We start from the raw sequence: 16,511 nt of genomic DNA, 5'->3' as shown, positions 1-16,511 counted from the left end.
CCACCGTCCGAACCGGGACCATCCGGGCCGGACGGTGGCGGGCCGGTGCCGTCAGGGCCGGGGCTGTCGGAGCCGGGGTCGCGTGCCCGCTTCTTCTCCACGCGACCCCGGCCCCGCGCCGGACCACCAGGCGCGCCCCCGGCCGGGCGCGCACCCGCCGGGTGCCCGCGCTATCGAGGAAAGATTTGTCAGGACATTCTGACCTCGCTAACCTGATCACATGACCGCGAACCTGGCGATCGATCTGGACCGCTCCAGCCCCGTCCCCCTGTACTTCCAGGTAGCCGAGCAGATCGCCGAGGCCATCCGGCGAGGCGACCTCGCCCCCGGCTCCCGGCTGGACAACGAGATCCTGCTCGCCGACCGGCTGGGCCTGTCCAGGCCGACGATCCGCCAGGCCATCCAGTACCTCGTCGACAAGGGCCTGCTGGTCCGCAAGCGCGGCGTCGGCACCCAGGTCGTCCATGGCCAGGTCAAGCGCTCGGTCGAGCTGACCAGCCTCTACGACGACCTGCGCCGCTCCGGGCAGGAGCCCGCGACAGAGGTCCTCGCCCTGGAGCCGCGACCGGTCGACGAGCAGGTCGCCCAGGTCCTCGGCCTGTCCCCCGGTGACGAGGCACTCTATCTCGAACGGCTCCGCTTCGCCGCGGGCGAGCCGCTGGCCCTGCTGCACAACTGGCTGCCCGTCGGCCTGGCCTCGCTCACTCCCGACGACCTGCAGGGTCGCGGGCTGTACGAGCTGCTGCGCGCCGCGGGGGTGCGCATGCGCGTCGCCAACCAGCGCATCGGCGCCCGCGCCGCCTCGACGACCGAGGCCAAGCTGCTCGACGAGCGCAGGGGCGCGCCGCTGCTGACCATGGTCCGCACCACCTACGACGACCAGGGCAAGGCCGTCGAGCACGGCTCACACGTCTACCGGGCCTCGCACTACTCCCTCGAGGTCACCCTCATCGAGCGCTGACGCCCTGCTCGCCTTCCTCTTGACGTACCAGGTGGTGGCGATCCCGAACAGGACGGCCGCGCCGAGCCCCGCCCACGAGAACCCCTTCAGCCACTTCTCGGCCACGATCCCCAGGTAGTAGATCACCGCCGTGGTGCCGCCCGCCCAGACGACGCCGCCCAGCACGTTGGCGACCAGGAACTTCCAGTACGGCATGCGCAGGGCCCCCGCCAGTGGCCCGGCCAGGATGCGTAGGAGGGCGATGAAGCGCCCGAAGAACACCGTCCACATGCCGTACCGGTGGAAGTAGTGCTCGGCCTTGGCGATGTGGTGCGGCCCGAAGTGCTTGGGGAAGCGTCTGCCGAGCCGGACGAAGAGCCGTTTGCCGCCCCTGCGGCCGACGGCGTACCCGATCGAGTCGCCGACGATCGCCCCCACACTGGCGCACGCTCCCACCCAGACGGGGTCCACCACGCCCTTGGCCGACAGCAGGGCCGAGCTGACCAGGACGATCTCCCCGGGCAGCGGGATGCCCACGCTCTCCAGCCCGATCACCACGCCGACCAACGCACAGATCCACACCGGCGGGATCGCCTGCAGCCACTCGTCGATATGCATCCGGCCACCTTAACCAGTGGAGAGAACTTGTCGGCACAGGCCGGCGCACCGGGCAGGGACTACCCTGGTGACGAGCGGAACAGGTCGGCCAGCTGCGCAAACCCTCGCAGCACGACGATCACGGGGAGGGGACAGATGGTGATCGACAAGGTCGCGTGGGTCCTCCTGGAGGACGGCAGGCTGCTGGGCGCCCGTTCCCACGGGATGGACGCCTTCTACCTGCCCGGCGGAAAGCGCGAGCCCGGCGAGAGCGACGTCGACGCTCTCCTGCGCGAGATCGCCGAGGAGCTGACCGTCGCGCTGGTCCCCGAGACCTTTCACCACGTGGGCACCTACGAGGCGCCGGCGCACGGCAAGACGGATGTCACCGTACGGATGACCTGCTACACCGCCGACTACTCCGGCACCCTCACGCCGCAGGCAGAGATCGCGGAGATCGCCTGGCTCACCCACGCCGACCGCGACCGCGTCTCCGCCGCCAACCGGCTGGTCCTCGACACCCTCCACACGCAGGGCCTGCTGATCCCCTGACGGACCACCACGGCCCACCCCACGTGCCCGAGCACGGCACGGAACAGGGCGGCGTGCGCGCCGACCGCCTGCGCCGGCCGCCGCGCCGCGGCAGCGTGATCTCCGTCAAGCCATGCCCCGACAGTGCGCCGCCAGGGGTCTTCGCGATCCGGGGTCCGCCGGCGAGGCAGGTCATCGGCCAGACCGGCGTGGGACAGCATGACTTCGAGGTTCACCCATGCCGAGTGCCGGTTCAGGCGGAGGGCCCCGGCGGCATGCCGGTGACCAGCAGCCCGAGGCAGGCGACGGCCGCCTGCGGGTCGACGCGGTCGGGCGCGAGCAGCCACTGCTGGTGGATGCCGATCACGGCGCCCACCAGCGTGACGGCCAGCGTCTCGGCCGAGATGCCGGGCGGCAACGGCAACCGCTCCAGCCATCTCCTGCAATGGTCGCGCAACGTGTCGTGGATCTCGACGTAGCGGCCCTGGATCGGCGACCCAGGCTCCAGCGCCTCCACCAGCAGCGTGACGAACAGCCTCGAGGTGGGCAGCCGTAGGAGCAGGTCGACGCCTTCACCCAGGCGGTCGAAGCCCACCTCTCCCTTCTCCGGCTCCGCCGGGAACCCGCTACGGACCAGGTCCACCGAGCGTTCGAGCACGGCCAGCAGCAGCCCCTCCTTGCTGCCGAAGTGCCACGGGATCGAGCCCCTGCTGATCCCCGACCGCTCCGCCACGTCGGCGAACGTGGTCTGCCGGTACCCCTTCTCGGCGAACAACTCCGCCGCGGCCGAGAGGATCAGCTCACGGCTCTCCTGGCTAGTCTGCTCTCGTCGCGTTGTCACGCCACCCTCCTATGCTATCGCTCACATCTTATGCTGACCGGCACAGGATGGGTTTGTACGGCGTCGCCTAACCCCCACCTATGGGAGATCCGGTCCGCTTCGGTCGAGCGACGGCTTCCGCCCGCCGTGATCGCGAGGCTCTTGACTAATTAAATGAGCGCTAATTAAGTTAATTGCATGGACACCGCACCGCGCAGGCCAGGGCGGCCACCCCGCAGTCAGGGGCCGGCCACACGTGACCGGCTGCTGGACGCCGCTTTGGAGCTGTTCGCCAGGCAAGGCTTCGCCGCCACCACCGTCCGGCAGATCGGTGGGGCCGTCGGCGTGCGTGACAGCGCCATTTACGCGCACTTCTCCAGCAAGCAGGCCATCTACGACGCCCTGCTGGCGGGGATGGGCCCGTTGTCGTTCTCCGTGCTGGGCGTGGAGTCCGCGGCGCTGGCGGAGATGGGGCCGAGCGCTGCCGTACACGTGCTGGCCGAACGCCTGGTCGAGGCATGGACGCAGCCGCGCGCCATGCTCTTCGCCGCCGTCATGGCGCGCGAGGGCGCCGGCGCCGGCGGCACCGGCGCCCTCGCCGCGGCGATCGACGAGGCCCGCGCCGGGCTGGAAGAGCCTTTCCGCCGCTGGCAGGAGGACGGCCTCATGCGGGCCGACGTGCCCGTCAGGCAACTGGTCTGGGAACTGTTCGCCCCGCTGCACGTGGTGCGGTTGCTCTATCTGCGCGGCCAGACACCGGACACCGACCCGGACACCGCCCGCGACATGATCGCCGACCATGTCGGCTTCTTTCTCACCTGCGTCACCACGCACGAAGGAGAGCGGTAATGCTCTGTGCCCCCGTGATCAGCCAGGAGATCACCGAACGTCCCCCCGGCTTCATCGCGCCCAACCTCAGCCCCGTCGGCCTGCGGCTGCACCCGGCCGAACTGGCCCGCGGCGTGTACGCGCTGATGGCCAACCAGCCGCCCAAGGACAACAACGGCCTCATCGTCGGCGAGAAGGCGGCGCTGGTCGTCGACGCGGGCGTCACGCCGGGCATCGGCCGGCACATCCAGGAGGTGGCGGCGGGCCTGACCGACGTGCCCATCCGATACCTGGTCAACACCACCTACCACGGCGATCACACCTTCGGCAACGCCGCCTTCGGCGACGAGGTGACGATCTACTCCTCGCGCGCCAACAAGGCCGCCATGACCGACCTGGCCGCCGCCAAGCGTGCCCGCGCCGAGAGCATGTACGGCGACGCCGCCGCGCTCGACGAGGTCATCACCTGGCGGCGGCCCGACGTGGTCGTCGACCGCTTCTGCGAGATCGATCTGGGCGGCCGGGTGGTCCACCTGTGGCACTTCGGACCGGGCAACGGCTCGGGCGACACCATCGTGCACGTCCCTGACGCCAAGATCGCCTGGACCGGCAACTTCGCCGGACCCGCGGGCGGCATCGTGCCCATGTGCCTGGTCGGCGACCCGGCCGCCTACGTCACGTCGCTGCGCACCATGCGCGCCACCCTCGAAGTCGACACCCTGGTGCCTGGACACGGTTTCCTCGGTCCCGCCGAGCCCGGGATCGGCGTGCTCATCGGCTACCTGGAGCAGCTCAATGCCGCCGTCACCCGTCACCACCAGGCCGGGCGGCCCATCGAGACGCTTTACGACGCCCCGCTGTGGGGCATCGACTTCCTGCCCGGCCTGCCGGAGGCGTTCACCGCGCTGATGCGCTCCCTGCACCGGCTCAACATCCTGCTGACCTACCGCTGGCTCACCGGCGAGATCGCCCGCGTCGCCGCCTGACCGACCATCGCCGCCACGCCGCGGCTGATCCACCGGCGCAAGCGCAGGCCGATTCTCGGCGACCGTCGGGTGGTCGACGTCGACGGCCAGGTCGCGGTGATCAGACCCACGTGTAGTTGGCGTCGTCGACGGCGGGCAGGGCAGCGTCCGGCACGGCGGCGCGCGGCGAGGGCAGCGCGGCCAGCGCCGGCCCGATCGGAGGGAAGATCGGCAGGTCGGCGGTCTCGCGGTAGTCGATCCATTCGATGACGCCGACCTCCCGCCCACCATCAGGCAGTTCGTCGTATTCCTCACCGGCCATCCGTGCGCGGACCACGGAAGTGACGTGCGTCCGGTAGATGAGGTGCAGTTTGCGGGGCGGCACCCCGCTACCCGCGGGCTCCCCGGCCCACGCCGGCGTGCGATGGCCGGACGGCTCGCTCTCGCAGGTGCCACTCATCACGGCGGCGAGCGCGTACGCGAAGTTCAGCAAGCCGGCCGACCTCATCGAGGAGGAGTGCCCGGCCGACGGATGCCGCCCCCTCCTGGTGACCGGCGCGGAGCTGGGCGAGGTGCCGCTGAAGACCAGCCGCGGCACGATCCGGGTGCCGGCCTGGCTGTTCACCGTCAAGGGGGTCGAGCAGAAGTACGTGCACGTCGCGGTTGCCCCGTCGGCCGTCACCGCCCGCCCCGAACGCCTGCCGGGAGGGATCGAAGAGGTGACGGCGTTCGACCTCGTGCCCGACAGGCCGCACGAACTGCTGCTCCAGTACGGCTACGGCGCCTGCGACAGCATTCACGGGGCGCGCGCTTACGAGACCGACCACCTGGTGGTGGTTGACGTGGACGAGGAGGGCTCCGGCGGGGTCTGCCCCGCGATACTCAAGACGGCCACGATCACCGTCACGCTCGCGCGACCGCTCGGCGACCGCCTGGTGCTCGATTCTGGTACGGGTGTGCCGGTGGTGCGGGGGCTGACGCGGCGGTGACGGCCTGGTGGCCTTGGACGGCGTCACGCGGCACCCGATCAGCCGACGGCGTCGCGGACGGCCGCCTGCGCGACCTCTCTCAGCTGCGCGTGCAGCACCGCGTTCGCCTCCCGGCGCGTGCGGACCTCCACCACGCGCAGCCCTTCCCCGCGGATCGCCTTGGGCAGGTCGGAGATGTCCTCGACCAGCTGGTACGGCGTCGCGGTGGCCGCGGCCACGTACTCCAGATCGACCCCGTGCGGCGTGCCGAACACCCGCTCGAACGGGTCGCGGATGCCCGCCTGGGGCAGCAGCGAGAAGATCCCGCCGCCGTCGTTGTTCACCACGACCAGGCACAGGTCGGGTCGCGGTTCCCGGGGCCCGAGGATCAGGCCGTTCTGATCGTGCAGGAACGTCAGATCGCCGAGCAGCGCGTAGGAGGGCCCGTTGTGCGCCAAGGCCGCCCCGATGGCGGTGGAGACCAGCCCGTCGATGCCCGACACGCCCCGGTTGGCCAGCAGCCGTAGCCCGCGCCGCGGCCGCATCGCCTGGTCGAGGTCCCTGATCGGCATGGAGGAACCGCAGAACAGCAGCGCGCCGTTCGGCAGGGAGTCGGCCAGGTCTCTGGCGATGCGCGGCTCGGTCATGCCGCTGTCGTCGAGGAGGGCGTCGATGGCGGTCCTGGCCGCGGCGTCGGCGCGCCGCCAGGAGTGCAGCCAGGCGTCGTCGCCCGCGGCGACGGGGATCTCGACGGCCTGCGCCACCTGCGTGGCCGACCGGGTGGGGTCGGGCCAGCGCGCCAGGTCGGTGGCCACGACGATGTGCTCCTCGGCCCGGCGCAGCCACGACAGCAGCGGCCTGGACAGCCCCGGACGGCCGAGCGTCACCACCACGTCGGGCTGGTGGGCGTCGGCGAAGGACGGCGTGCCGAGCAGGAAGTGGTAGGTGGAGATGGCGTGGTCGCCGTAGCGGCCGCCGCCGTTGGGCTCCGACAGCACCGGCCAGCCCGCCATGCCGGCGGCGGCGACGTAGCGCCGCACGTTGGGCGCCCCGTCGCCAACGACGAGGACGCCGCGCCTGGTCGGCGGCAGGTGCAGGGCCACGGGCGGCGGTGCGACGCGGGCCCGCACCCACGAGCCGGCGGTGTCGCCGTCGAGCGACTCGACCCACGAGGTGTCGCCGTCGGGGATGAGCGGCTCGCGGAAGGCGAGGTTCAGGTGCACGGGGCCCGGGTCGGACGGCCCGAGCGCGCGCTGGTAGGCGCGGGCGGCCAGCGAGCGCCAGTAGGCGACCTGCCCGGGGCGTTCCTCGGGCGTTCCGACCTCGGCGAACCACCGAGCGGCGGCGCCGAAGACCTTCAGCTGGTCGATGGTCTGGTTGGCGCCGGTGCCGCGCAGCTCGGGCGGCCGGTCGGCGGTCAGGACCAGCAGCGGCACGCCGGACTCGCTCGCCTCGATGACGGCGGGGTGGAAGTTGGCCACCGCGGTGCCAGAGGAGCAGATGAGCGCCACCGGCCGCTCGGACCGGCGGGCCAGGCCCAGCGCCAGGTAGGACGCCGACCGCTCGTCGATGCGCACGTGCAGCCGCACCCGCGACTCGGCGTGGAGGGCCAGCGCGAGGGGGGCCGAACGGGACCCGGGTGCCATCACGACATCGGTCAGGCCGCACCGGACGAGCTCGTCCACCAGCACGGTGGCGAGCGCGGTAGCCGGGTTCACAGGTCCGCCTCCTGCATCCGCCGCAGCCACGACGGCGACTCGATCTCAAACTTCGACAAGAGCGAATGATCCACTGACGGGCGGGAGACCGGCAAGAACCCGTCGACGGGGGTCAGGGAGTCTTCCACCACGTCTCCCGACAGCAGCGACATGGTTCCCAGCCCGCACGCGTACGGCAGGCTGGGCAGCGCGGCGGCCAGGGCGACGCCCGCCGCCAGTCCGACCGAGGTCTCGACCGCGCTCGACACCACCGCCGGCAGGCCGCACGCCTCCACGACCCGCATCGCGGCGCGCACGCCGCCCAGCGGCTGCACCTTCACCACCGCGATGTCGGCGGCCTCGGCGGCGCGCACCTTCAGCGGGTCGTCGGCGCGCCTGATCGACTCGTCGGCCGCGATCGGCACGTCGACGGCCCGCCGGACGGCGGCCAGCTCGTCGAGCGTGGCGCAGGGCTGTTCGGCGTATTCCAGGTCGAAGGCGTCGAGCGCGCGCAGGTGCCGTACCGCCGTCGGCACGTCCCAGGCGCCGTTGGCGTCGACGCGGATCCTGCCGGAGGGACCGAGCGCGTCGCGGACCGCCTCGACGCGGGCGAGGTCGTCGGCGAAGCTCTGGCCATGCTCGGCCACCTTGACCTTCGCGGTGCGGCATCCCGCCTGCCGTACCAGCTCGTGGGCGCGCTCGGCGGAGACGGCGGGGACGGTGGCGTTGACCGGGACACGGGAACGCACGGGCGCGGGCCAGCCGTCGAAGGCGGCCTCGCGGGCGCAGGCCAGCCAGCGGGCGCACTCGCGCGGCCCGTACTCGGGGAAGGGGGAGAACTCGCCCCACCCGGCGGGGCCCTCGATCAGCACGCCTTCGCGTGCCGTCTGGCCGCGGAAGCGGGTGCGCATCGGGATCCGGAAGACCCTCGGCCCAGAACCCATCCACGCACCTTCCCCGCTGTCACCTCGTTCGTCGCCACTAACCTTACGAGCATGTGGAGGAACCCGTCGCATCCGGACCGCCCCCTGCGGGCGCTCGTGCTCCCGCCGGGGCGCAGGCTGTTCGAGGCGGTCGCCGCGGCGCTGTCGGGCGAGGGGCCCGCCGTGCTGCCCCTGTCCCCCGATCACGCGGGCGCGGCCCTGGCCGCCCTGCGGCCGAGCGAGATCGAGACCGTCGACGGGGTACGGCAGGCGGACGGCCCCGGCGTGCCCGCCGAGGTGGCCGTCGTCATCGCCACCTCGGGCAGCACCGGAACGCCGAAGGGCGTCATGCTGACCGCCGCCGCGCTCCAGGCCTCGGCCGCCGCGTCCCTGCGCAGGCTGGAGGCGGGGCCGGGCGGGCGCTGGCTGTGCTGCCTGCCGCCCTCCCATGTCTCCGGCCTGCAGGTGCTCGTCAGGTCGCTGCTCAACGGCACCGAGCCGATCATCCATGACCGCTTCGACGCCGGGGCGGTGGCCGGTTCGGGCGCCGCGCACGTCTCGCTGGTCCCCACCCAGCTCCACCGCCTGCTGGAGCTCGGCGCCGATCTGGGCGTCTTCGAGACCGTCCTGCTGGGCGGTGCCGCGCCGCGGCCGGGCCTGCTGGAGGCAGCGCGGGCGTCGGGCGCCAGGGTCGTCACGACGTACGGCAGCAGCGAGACCAGCGGCGGCTGCGTCTACGACGGCCGGCCGCTCGACGGGGTCGATCTGAAGATCCGGGAGGACGGCAGGATCCTCGTGGCGGGCCCCGTCCTGCTGGCCGGATACCGCTTCGGCGACAGCCCGCTCGACGGGCGCTGGTTCGTCACCTCCGATCTGGGCGCCATCGAGAACGGCGGGCTCCGCGTGCTCGGGCGGGCCGACGACGTGATCAACACCGGCGGCGAGAAGGTGGTGGCCGCCTCGGTCGCGGGTGTCCTGGCCCTGCATCCCGAGGTGGCCGACGTGGCCGTGGTGGGCCGCCCGCATCCGGAGTGGGGGCAGGCGGTCGTCGCCGTCGTCGTGCCCGCCGACCCTCGCCGGCCGCCGACGCTCACCGAGTTGCGCGCTTTCTCCCGCGATCGGCTCCCCGCCTACGCCGCGCCACGCGAGCTGCGGCTTGTGTCCGCACTTCCGCTGCTGCCGAATGGTAAAACCGATCTCGCGGCGCTTCGCACCGGAACCTGACGCCTGCCGGCTGCGTCTTATAGGAGCAGCTGGAAGAAGGAGGAGACCTTCATGAACCCATCCCGCAAGACGTGGGTGTCCGCGGTGACCGTCGGCGTGATCGTCGCCGGTGGCGTCTCCATCGCGGCGGCCGCCTCCGCGGGCAGGCTCGAGAAGGTGAGTCAGGAGACGACGGTCGTGGTGAACAACACACCGGCGCCCTCCGGCCGGCCCGCTGAGACGAACGACACCACCAACGAGACGACCGACGACACGGTGGTCTCCCACGAGGTCGAGCAGAATCCGCAGGAGGCCGTCGACTACTGGACCGAAAGCCGCATGGAGGGCGCGGAGCCGATGCCCATGCCGGAGGCGACCGGCCAGCTCAACGACGTGGACAACTAGGCGATAGGTGTCCGACGGGCGGCCGCCGGCTCCGGCGGTCGTCCGTTTTTTCCTCCTTCGCGGGAACAAATGGCCGGGGATGGCGTTATTGATACTGGTGCGCAGAGCGGCCAGAGCCGCCCCACCACAAACTTTGAACTGACTGCGACTCCGTATGGAGGAGGTGTCCTCATGCCCCGAACCGCCGTGGCGACCTCGCCCGCGACCCTCGACCAGCTCCTTGACCGAGGGCGAGCTCAGGGTCACCTTTCGCTGGCGGAGCTGCGGGAGGCTTTTGCCGTAGCGGGGATCAGCCCGAACGAGGGCCGTTCCATCCTGCGCGGGCTCACGGAGGCCGGGGTGAGCCTGGCCGCCGAGAACGAGCCGGCGCTCGGCACGACAGCCACCGCGAAGAAGGCGACCACCACGCGCAAGAAGAGCGCCACCGCGAAGAGCACCCCCACCAAGAGCGGCACCACCAGGACGGGCGCCAAGACCCGCGCGAAGGCCGCCACGTCGGACGAGCAGGCCGTCGCCGTGCCCGAGCAGGCCGACCTGCCCGCCGAGGAGCTCGACGCCCCGCAGGACCTCGAGCTGGCCGCCGAGGACGTGGAGCTCGAGGAGGAGGAGTCGCTCGACCTCGACGACAACCAGTCGGTGATGGGCGACTCGGTCCACACCTACCTCAAGTCGATCGGCCGCCGCACGCTGCTGACCGCCGCCGAGGAGGTCGATCTGGCCAGGCGCATCGAGGCAGGCCTGTACGCCGAGTACAAGCTCGACAGCGAGCCGGACCTGCCCCCCGCCTACCGCGCCGACCTGGAGATGGTCGTCGAGGACGGCAGGCGCGCCAAGGACCACATGCTGGAGGCCAACCTCCGCCTGGTCGTCTCGGTGGCCAAGAAGTACACCGACAGGGGCATGGCCCTGCTTGACGTGGTGCAGGAGGGCAACCTCGGCCTGATCCGCGCGGTGGAGAAGTTCGACTACACCAAGGGCTTCAAGTTCTCGACGTATGCGATGTGGTGGATCAGGCAGGCCATCCAGCGTGGCTTCGCCGACTCCGCGCGCACCATCAGGCTGCCGGTCCACGTGCTGGAGATGCTGTCGAAGCTGTCGCGCGTCGAGCGTGACATGCACCAGCGTCTCGGGCGCGAGCCCACGCCGGAGGAGCTGGCCGTCGAGCTGGACAAGACGCCCGACCAGATCGAGGAGCTGCTGCGCACCAGCCGCCAGCCCATCTCGCTCAACGCCACGATCGGCGAGGACGGCGAGACGACGATCGGCGACCTGATCGAGGACGTCGACTCTCCCGAGGCGTCGGAGATCGTCGACCGCCAGCTCCTGGGCGACCAGCTGCGCGGCGTGCTGGACAACCTGTCGCCGCGCGAGGCGCGCATCATGGCGCTGCGCTTCGGCCTGGTGGACGGCAAGCCGCACACCCTGGACGAGATCGGCAAGCACCTGGGCCTCACCCGCGAGCGGATCCGCCAGCTGGAGAAGGAGTCCCTGTCCAAGCTGCGCCACCCGAGCAACACCCGGCCCCTGCTCGACTGGGCCAGCTGACCCCCACCACGAGCGAACGCCTGGCACTACCCGTGAGGTGCCGGGCGTTCCCTTTTTCCCGGACGCCCGTACCGGTTTTCCCGGACGCCCGTACCGGCCCCGCCGGTCTGGACCTGAGGCGAACCGGATGAGAGCCCGTGACCTGCCGATCGTCCTGGACGGTCGGCCCGGCCGCTGGAACGCGATCACCGACGTGCCGGGCGTCGAGGTGGGCTATGTCACGCGGTTTCCGTCTGGACGTTCGGGGATGAGTCCGGCGATCGCCGCCGCGATGACGATGTCTTGTATATAGATCGTCAACGCGCTCATTAGGCGGCCACACCAGATTGACGGCATGCAGATCGATATCAGATTCCCTGGATCATTCGCCGTCGCCCGCTGCCATCTCGCCAGCGGCGAAACCATTCGCGTCGAATCCGGCGCCATGCTCATGACGAGCAAGGGCGTCGAGCTCGAAGCCAAAGTCGAAGGCGGCCTCCTGCGCGGCCTGGCGCGCTCCGCCTTCGGCGGCGAATCGCTGTTCGTCACCCGCTACATCGCGCCGCCCGGCGGCGGCTGGGTCGATGTGGCCCACCACCTACCCGGCGACACCATGGCCGTCCCCGTCCGGCCCGACGTCGCCCTCATGCTGACCCGAGGGTCCTGGCTCGCCTCGACCGACCAGGTCGAGATCAAGACCAAATGGGGTGGCATGTCCAACCTGATCGGCGGCGAGGGCGGCTTCCTCATCCGCGCCGAGGGCTCGGGACAGGTGATCCTCGGCTGCTACGGAGCGCTTCAGGCCGTCGAACTGGCCACTGGAGAGTCGGTGATCGTCGACTCGGGGCACGTCGTGGCCTATGAGGAGACGGTGCGGAGCGATCTGCGCCGTGCCGTCGAGGGCAAGACGATCCAGTCGCTCAAGTCGGGCGAGGGGCTGGTCTTCGAGTTCACCGGGCCCGGACGCGTCTACACCCAGACCAGGAATCCCACCGAGCTGACCAACTGGCTGACGGCCGTGCTGCCGTTCAGCCGCGACTGAGCAGGCCGGCGGAGCCACACCGGGAAGCCCTGGTGCTCACCGGCGGAAACCGGCCACAGTGTCAGCAGCGGCCGGCCTCCACACGCCATACGGCGGGCGTCACCTGCACCCGTACGTCCGCCAGGCACTGCAGCAGCTCGGCGTCGCGGCCGGACTCGAGCGCCCGCCCGATCCGGTTGAGCTCGACGCGGGCTCGGACGAACTCGGCCATCTGCCCGCGCCGGTCGACGGGAACGGGCACCAGGCGCTCCTCAGCAACCGCCACCGCCGTCTCGGCGACGTAGGCGATGACGCTCAGACCGGAGCGGTTGGCGGCGATCCTGATCGCCGCCAACTCGAAGTCATCGAAGCGCAGCGGGCCGACGCGATGCGGCGCGGCTGCGTTTGGCGGGTCCGTCGTCGTGCCATCGCCGGTCTTCCCCTCGGGCCCTCGTCAGCGCTTGATCGTCAAGCCGGTCAAGCGCGCCGAGCGGCCGCGCCGGATAAGACAGACTTATGGCTGTAGTACTAGGCCTCGGCGATGGGAAGTCCCTGATCGTCGAGCTCGGCCGCGAGGCCGAAAGTCGCGTAGACGTTGGGGTCCTGGAAGACCGAGTTCCGGGTGATGCCCTCGTCGGTGACGGTGAAGATCTGGAGCGTGTGCAGGTTGTACCCGTCGCCGACGCGCTGATAGGCGGCGAATCCGGGCTGGCCGCCGTTGGCCGCGACCTCCTTGAGGAGCCAGTCCTTCCCGGCCGCCCCGAAGACCCATTCCATGAACAGGCCGTAGTTGCTGCGGCCGGAGAACCAGTTGAGCATCGGCGGCATCTCCATGATCACGTCCTCGGTGAGCAGCCGCTTGAGGCCCTCGACGTCGGCCAGCTCGAATGCCTTCATGTAGCGTTCGACCCAGGCGCGCTGCTCGGCCGCGGACGGCTCGCTGACCCGTTCCTGCCGGACCCCGACCTCTTTGACGCGGGTACGCGCCCGCTGCAGGGAACTGTTCACCGACACGACGGTGGTGCCGAGGATTTCCGCCGTTTCGGCCGCGGAGAAGCTGAGCACGTCACGCAGGATCAGCGCACCGCGCTGACGCGCCGACAGGTGCTGGAGGGCGGCGGCGAACGCCAAGCGCAGGCTGCTGCGGTCGATCACGGCCCCAGCCGGGTCGCCAGCGTCCAGCAGCGAGTCCGGCAAGGGCTGGAGCCAGGCGGCGTGCTCGCCCTGGACGAGCGGCCCGAGCGGATCCGACGCGGCCACCAGCCCCGACGGCAGCGGTCGGCGGCCGTGGACCTCCAGGGCGGTCAGGCAGGCGTTGGTTGCGATGCGGTAGAGCCAGGTGCGCAGTGAGCTGCGGGTATCGTCGTACTGCTCCCGCGCCCGCCACGCCCTCAGGTACGTGTCCTGGACCAAGTCCTCCGCGTCGTGAGCCGAGCCGAGCATCCGGTAGCAGTACGCCAGCAGCTCCGTCCGGAACGGTTCGATCCGACGATCGAAGCCTTCCTTCCCCGTCATCACGCCACGCTCCATCCCCACTGCCGCCACAGCCACCGTACCTGGCGGCTGCGGTGACAATCCGCGATGGGCGGACAGGTCACCCCGCGCGGTCATCGACGACCTGGCCATGGCGTACATCCCAAATTTCGGATAATCAGTGCTGTTCCTGAACGTCGCTCGTAGGTACGGGCGTCGGTACGAAAGTCACGCCAAGGGGCCTGGGAACAGGTCCTTGGCGTGACTTTTCGTTCGGATGCGTCTCGCGGGTCCTCCGGGTTGCATGTGGTGCAAGGTTCCGAGGCGCCCATGCGAGGGCATCTGGCCCTCGGGGAGTGAAGTTCCTACAGCTCACAGCGATGCAGGGCTTTTCGGTCCGATATTCGCCATGGCCCTGCACACGGTCACCGCTGGTTACAGGGAAGGGTTCACTGCGCAGGCGCCAGCACCGGGCTGTTGTGATAGGCGGCGATCAGCCACTGGCCGTCCCGCTTCTCGAAGACCCAGGTGCAGTTCACCTTGCGCACGTCGTCTGGGACCTCGGTCTCGCCGGGGAACAGGATGGCGGACTCGCTGATGACGATCGCGCCGTCCCTACCGACGAAGCGGATGCTGAGCTGCTTGTTGTAGGTCGAGCTGCCCTTGAGCGGCCCCTCGAAGGCCAGGGCCATGTTCTGACGGATCACGTCACGGCTGTCTCGGAGCGAGCCGGTCATGATGGCGGTCGCGTCCGCGGTGTAGTTGGCGACCATGCCGTCGGCGTCGCCGGCCTCCCACGCCTTGTAGGAGTCAACCAGTACGGCCTGGATGGCGGCCTCGTCTGCCGCACGACTGTTCGACATTGGATTCTCCCTTGTGATCGATTCGCCCGAGGTGGTCCGGCGAGCTCGTGAGTACATACCGGCGGCGGGGTCGGAACTCATCGCGGCGGATGAAAATCCGTCTCTACGTCTTCGAGGGCGGCCTGGCGGCCGCCGTTCCGCCGGGCGTGCGGCCTCTTCGAGCCGGCCCCGGCGAGGCGTGGTCGAGGGCAGCATCCCCGCTGATCAGGGGGATGTTCCGGCGCGGCACGTGGTACCCGAGTGGGCGGTGACGGCCCGACCCGCCGAGGGCTGCGCCTTCCCCGCCGCCCCCACCGAGATCCGCATCGGCTACGCCCGCGTCTCGACCAAAGGCCAGAAGCTGGAACGGCAAATCGACGCGCTGGCCGGCTATGGCTGCCGCCGCATCTTCACCGACACCAAATCTGGCAAGAACGCCCAGCGGCCCGAACTGCCGGCCGTGGCCGCGCGTCCGCAGGCGGGGCAGACGCCGCGGTCCTGCATCGGATTGGGGCGGATGCTCTCCTGGTGGGGTCGGGCGGCCGGCATCTGCACCAGCCAGGCGCGTTCGCGCTCGGCGGCCGGGTCGGCGCCGGCGTCGCTGGGTCGTTCGACGGCCGGGCGGGGGCCGGCAGCTCGGCGGCGATGGCGCGGGCGCTGCGGGCGCGGGCCGGCCGGCGGCGCTGAGAAGCGATCTCCCGCTCGCTGAGCGCCCCGTCGACCGCCTGGCGGGCGTCGACGACCCGATGGGCACGACCGACTGGTTCGCGCCTCCGGGCGCCGGGTCGGTGATCGCGGTCGTGGCGACCGACGCGCCGCTGCTGCCGGGCCAGTGCAAGGCGCCGGCCCGCAGGGTGCCGATGGGCCCGGCCAGGACGGGCACGACGGGCAGCCACTTCTCCGGCGACATCTTGCTGGCCTTCTCCACGGCCAACGCGGGCGCGCTGACGAGCGGCTTCGTCACCGAGGCGGACTACCAGAACCTGCGGTTCGTGCCGTGGGGGCGGATGGACCCGTTCTACGCCGCGGTCGTGGCGGCGGTGAAGGAGGCCGTGCTGAACGCCCTGACGGCGGCACGGGAGATGACCGGCAGGAACGGGCAGCGCTCCCCCGCGCTGCCCGTCGACCGGGTCGTCGGGCTGGTCACGGCCTGAGCCGTCCGGGACACCGGCGGCTCAGCCGGGCAGCGGGAAGCGGGAAGCAGGAAGCAGCGGGCCGGAATCGGCGGGCTCAGCGCGCGGCGGGGACCGGGCGGGGCAGGCGCGGGATGCCGGTGAGCCTGTTCTCCTCGCGCAGCGTGCGCAGCTGCTCGACCTCGAAGGTCCAGCGCGCGCCGTCGGGGGTCGCCTTGGCCTTGCGCCGGGCGATGCGGTCGTCGTAGGCCTTCACGCCGAACATGGCGCGCTGACCGGCCTCGGCGGCGCGCAGGGCGTCGGTGAGCGCCTTGTCGAGCAGCAGCCCCGCCGCGTGCAGCTCGACCTCGGGCGCCGCGGCCGTGCGCAGCTCGTGGACGACGGCCTCGGCCTGCCTGGCCTTCTCGATCAGGGCGGGGAAGCTCTTGGAGATCTCCTGGTCGGCGTGGAAGCGCACCTCGGCCTCACGGCTCACACGCGGACGGAAAAACGCCATCGGACAGCTCCCTTTCAGTCGTTACGAGCGGTAGCGTACGCGGTTCCGGCCCCGAACACCCACTCGGGTGGGCCGTCGCCGTCCCTCTGGCCACAGGTCGGGCGGCACGCCGGGGTGCGGCGGACGCGTGACCGCCTTTACAAAG

Annotated in this window: 21 protein-coding genes; 12 read left to right on the top strand and 9 right to left on the bottom strand. The window is 71.1% G+C overall.

All coding sequences use genetic code 11. The features are described from left to right. The first annotated feature begins 220 nt into the window (after positions 1-220). Positions 221-961, top strand: a complete 741-nt coding sequence (locus ACWENQ_RS31695) for a GntR family transcriptional regulator (protein ID WP_449925062.1) — start codon at positions 221-223, stop codon at positions 959-961. Here the strand turns inward: ACWENQ_RS31695 and ACWENQ_RS31690 are convergent. Further along, positions 905-1,558, bottom strand: coding sequence for a DedA family protein (locus ACWENQ_RS31690; protein WP_449925065.1), 654 nt, complete (start codon positions 1,556-1,558; stop codon positions 905-907). The genes ACWENQ_RS31695 and ACWENQ_RS31690 overlap by 57 nt on opposite strands. A gap of 135 nt (positions 1,559-1,693) precedes the next feature. Here ACWENQ_RS31690 and ACWENQ_RS31685 point away from each other — a divergent pair, with 135 nt between their 5' ends. Beyond that, a complete protein-coding gene (locus ACWENQ_RS31685; RefSeq protein ID WP_449925068.1) occupies positions 1,694-2,089 on the top strand; it encodes an NUDIX hydrolase in 396 nt (131 codons plus the stop codon). A gap of 232 nt (positions 2,090-2,321) precedes the next feature. Here the strand turns inward: ACWENQ_RS31685 and ACWENQ_RS31680 are convergent, their stop codons facing one another. Beyond that, entirely contained in the window at positions 2,322-2,909 is a 588-nt protein-coding gene (locus ACWENQ_RS31680; protein WP_452417466.1) for a TetR/AcrR family transcriptional regulator, read from the bottom strand. 177 nt (positions 2,910-3,086) lie between these two features. Here ACWENQ_RS31680 and ACWENQ_RS31675 point away from each other — a divergent pair, with 177 nt between their 5' ends. After that, positions 3,087-3,737: a TetR/AcrR family transcriptional regulator gene (locus ACWENQ_RS31675; protein ID WP_452417464.1), complete on the top strand. Its 651-nt coding sequence runs from the start codon at positions 3,087-3,089 to the stop codon at positions 3,735-3,737. Next, complete coding sequence (locus ACWENQ_RS31670; protein ID WP_452417462.1) at positions 3,737-4,702, top strand: MBL fold metallo-hydrolase; 966 nt, start codon at positions 3,737-3,739, stop codon at positions 4,700-4,702. Before ACWENQ_RS31675 ends, ACWENQ_RS31670 begins: the two co-directional genes overlap by 1 nt. A 100-nt stretch (positions 4,703-4,802) precedes the next feature. Here the strand turns inward: ACWENQ_RS31670 and ACWENQ_RS31665 are convergent, their stop codons facing one another. Beyond that, positions 4,803-5,141 carry a hypothetical protein gene (locus ACWENQ_RS31665; protein WP_452417461.1) on the bottom strand — a complete coding sequence of 113 codons (339 nt, stop codon included), beginning with the start codon at positions 5,139-5,141 and terminating at the stop codon, positions 4,803-4,805. On the opposite strand from ACWENQ_RS31665, the gene ACWENQ_RS31660 reads away from it, so the two are divergent. Then, positions 5,131-5,670 carry a hypothetical protein gene (locus ACWENQ_RS31660; protein ID WP_452417459.1) on the top strand — a complete coding sequence of 180 codons (540 nt, stop codon included), beginning with the start codon at positions 5,131-5,133 and terminating at the stop codon, positions 5,668-5,670. The two genes, ACWENQ_RS31665 and ACWENQ_RS31660, sit on opposite strands and share 11 nt — an antisense overlap. Positions 5,671-5,708: 38 nt before the next feature. Here ACWENQ_RS31660 and menD read toward each other — a convergent pair whose 3' ends face one another. After that, positions 5,709-7,367, bottom strand: coding sequence for a 2-succinyl-5-enolpyruvyl-6-hydroxy-3-cyclohexene-1-carboxylic-acid synthase (gene menD / locus ACWENQ_RS31655; RefSeq protein WP_449925086.1), 1,659 nt, complete (start codon positions 7,365-7,367; stop codon positions 5,709-5,711). Continuing rightward, positions 7,364-8,290 (bottom strand): o-succinylbenzoate synthase, encoded by a 927-nt coding sequence (locus tag ACWENQ_RS31650; RefSeq protein ID WP_452417457.1) that lies wholly within the window; start codon positions 8,288-8,290, stop codon positions 7,364-7,366. Before ACWENQ_RS31650 ends, menD begins: the two co-directional genes overlap by 4 nt. A 51-nt stretch (positions 8,291-8,341) precedes the next feature. On the opposite strand from ACWENQ_RS31650, the gene ACWENQ_RS31645 reads away from it, so the two are divergent. From ACWENQ_RS31645 to ACWENQ_RS31625, 5 genes are all read left to right on the top strand, one after another. Continuing rightward, entirely contained in the window at positions 8,342-9,493 is a 1,152-nt protein-coding gene (locus ACWENQ_RS31645; RefSeq protein WP_452417456.1) for an AMP-binding protein, read from the top strand. A gap of 51 nt (positions 9,494-9,544) precedes the next feature. Next, the gene (locus tag ACWENQ_RS31640; RefSeq protein ID WP_452417454.1) at positions 9,545-9,877 is read left to right on the top strand and encodes a hypothetical protein; all 333 of its coding nucleotides are present in this window, start codon (positions 9,545-9,547) and stop codon (positions 9,875-9,877) included. 171 nt (positions 9,878-10,048) lie between these two features. After that, a complete protein-coding gene (locus ACWENQ_RS31635; RefSeq protein ID WP_452417452.1) occupies positions 10,049-11,422 on the top strand; it encodes an RNA polymerase sigma factor in 1,374 nt (457 codons plus the stop codon). Positions 11,423-11,549: 127 nt separating this feature from the next. After that, complete coding sequence (locus ACWENQ_RS31630; RefSeq protein WP_452417451.1) at positions 11,550-11,714, top strand: hypothetical protein; 165 nt, start codon at positions 11,550-11,552, stop codon at positions 11,712-11,714. A 42-nt stretch (positions 11,715-11,756) separates the two neighbouring features. Then, a complete protein-coding gene (locus tag ACWENQ_RS31625; RefSeq protein WP_449925101.1) occupies positions 11,757-12,443 on the top strand; it encodes a TIGR00266 family protein in 687 nt (228 codons plus the stop codon). Positions 12,444-12,504: 61 nt separating this feature from the next. On the opposite strand, the gene ACWENQ_RS31620 is transcribed toward ACWENQ_RS31625, so the two are convergent. From ACWENQ_RS31620 to ACWENQ_RS31610, 3 genes are all read right to left on the bottom strand, one after another. Next, the gene (locus tag ACWENQ_RS31620; RefSeq protein ID WP_452417449.1) at positions 12,505-12,777 is read right to left on the bottom strand and encodes a hypothetical protein; all 273 of its coding nucleotides are present in this window, start codon (positions 12,775-12,777) and stop codon (positions 12,505-12,507) included. Positions 12,778-12,950: 173 nt separating this feature from the next. Next, the gene (locus ACWENQ_RS31615) at positions 12,951-14,057 is read right to left on the bottom strand and encodes a sigma-70 family RNA polymerase sigma factor (RefSeq protein ID WP_452417447.1); all 1,107 of its coding nucleotides are present in this window, start codon (positions 14,055-14,057) and stop codon (positions 12,951-12,953) included. A 287-nt stretch (positions 14,058-14,344) separates the two neighbouring features. Continuing rightward, entirely contained in the window at positions 14,345-14,758 is a 414-nt protein-coding gene (locus tag ACWENQ_RS31610; protein ID WP_452417445.1) for an SgcJ/EcaC family oxidoreductase, read from the bottom strand. A gap of 178 nt (positions 14,759-14,936) precedes the next feature. Here ACWENQ_RS31610 and ACWENQ_RS31605 point away from each other — a divergent pair, with 178 nt between their 5' ends. Both ACWENQ_RS31605 and ACWENQ_RS31600 read left to right on the top strand, forming a co-directional pair. Beyond that, entirely contained in the window at positions 14,937-15,446 is a 510-nt protein-coding gene (locus tag ACWENQ_RS31605) for a recombinase family protein (RefSeq protein ID WP_452417443.1), read from the top strand. Positions 15,447-15,483: 37 nt separating this feature from the next. Continuing rightward, positions 15,484-15,891 (top strand): P1 family peptidase, encoded by a 408-nt coding sequence (locus ACWENQ_RS31600; RefSeq protein ID WP_452417442.1) that lies wholly within the window; start codon positions 15,484-15,486, stop codon positions 15,889-15,891. A 76-nt stretch (positions 15,892-15,967) separates the two neighbouring features. On the opposite strand, the gene ACWENQ_RS31595 is transcribed toward ACWENQ_RS31600, so the two are convergent. Next, positions 15,968-16,345: a hypothetical protein gene (locus tag ACWENQ_RS31595; RefSeq protein ID WP_354906853.1), complete on the bottom strand. Its 378-nt coding sequence runs from the start codon at positions 16,343-16,345 to the stop codon at positions 15,968-15,970. Positions 16,346-16,511 lie beyond the last annotated feature (166 nt).

It is taken from the genome of Nonomuraea sp. NPDC004354 (assembly GCF_053602555.1).
The sequence above is the reverse complement of the archived record's forward strand: the minus strand, read 5'-3'. Positions and strand labels throughout refer to the sequence as shown.

Bases quoted from the DNA above. Each gene is read 5' to 3' on its own strand.
- ACWENQ_RS31650 (WP_452417457.1), bottom strand. From the start codon at position 8,290: ATGGGTTCTGGGCCGAGGGTCTTCCGGATCCCGATGCGCACCCGCTTC.
- ACWENQ_RS31630 (WP_452417451.1), top strand. From the start codon at position 11,550: ATGAGAGCCCGTGACCTGCCGATCGTCCTGGACGGTCGGCCCGGCCGC.
- ACWENQ_RS31625 (WP_449925101.1), top strand. From the start codon at position 11,757: ATGCAGATCGATATCAGATTCCCTGGATCATTCGCCGTCGCCCGCTGC.
- ACWENQ_RS31615 (WP_452417447.1), bottom strand. From the start codon at position 14,057: ATGTACGCCATGGCCAGGTCGTCGATGACCGCGCGGGGTGACCTGTCC.
- ACWENQ_RS31690 (WP_449925065.1), bottom strand. From the start codon at position 1,558: ATGCATATCGACGAGTGGCTGCAGGCGATCCCGCCGGTGTGGATCTGT.
- ACWENQ_RS31665 (WP_452417461.1), bottom strand. From the start codon at position 5,141: ATGAGTGGCACCTGCGAGAGCGAGCCGTCCGGCCATCGCACGCCGGCG.
- ACWENQ_RS31645 (WP_452417456.1), top strand. From the start codon at position 8,342: ATGTGGAGGAACCCGTCGCATCCGGACCGCCCCCTGCGGGCGCTCGTG.
- ACWENQ_RS31685 (WP_449925068.1), top strand. From the start codon at position 1,694: ATGGTGATCGACAAGGTCGCGTGGGTCCTCCTGGAGGACGGCAGGCTG.
- ACWENQ_RS31635 (WP_452417452.1), top strand. From the start codon at position 10,049: ATGCCCCGAACCGCCGTGGCGACCTCGCCCGCGACCCTCGACCAGCTC.
- ACWENQ_RS31640 (WP_452417454.1), top strand. From the start codon at position 9,545: ATGAACCCATCCCGCAAGACGTGGGTGTCCGCGGTGACCGTCGGCGTG.
- ACWENQ_RS31600 (WP_452417442.1), top strand. From the start codon at position 15,484: ATGGGCACGACCGACTGGTTCGCGCCTCCGGGCGCCGGGTCGGTGATC.
- ACWENQ_RS31695 (WP_449925062.1), top strand. From the start codon at position 221: ATGACCGCGAACCTGGCGATCGATCTGGACCGCTCCAGCCCCGTCCCC.
- ACWENQ_RS31610 (WP_452417445.1), bottom strand. From the start codon at position 14,758: ATGTCGAACAGTCGTGCGGCAGACGAGGCCGCCATCCAGGCCGTACTG.
- ACWENQ_RS31670 (WP_452417462.1), top strand. From the start codon at position 3,737: ATGCTCTGTGCCCCCGTGATCAGCCAGGAGATCACCGAACGTCCCCCC.
- ACWENQ_RS31675 (WP_452417464.1), top strand. From the start codon at position 3,087: ATGGACACCGCACCGCGCAGGCCAGGGCGGCCACCCCGCAGTCAGGGG.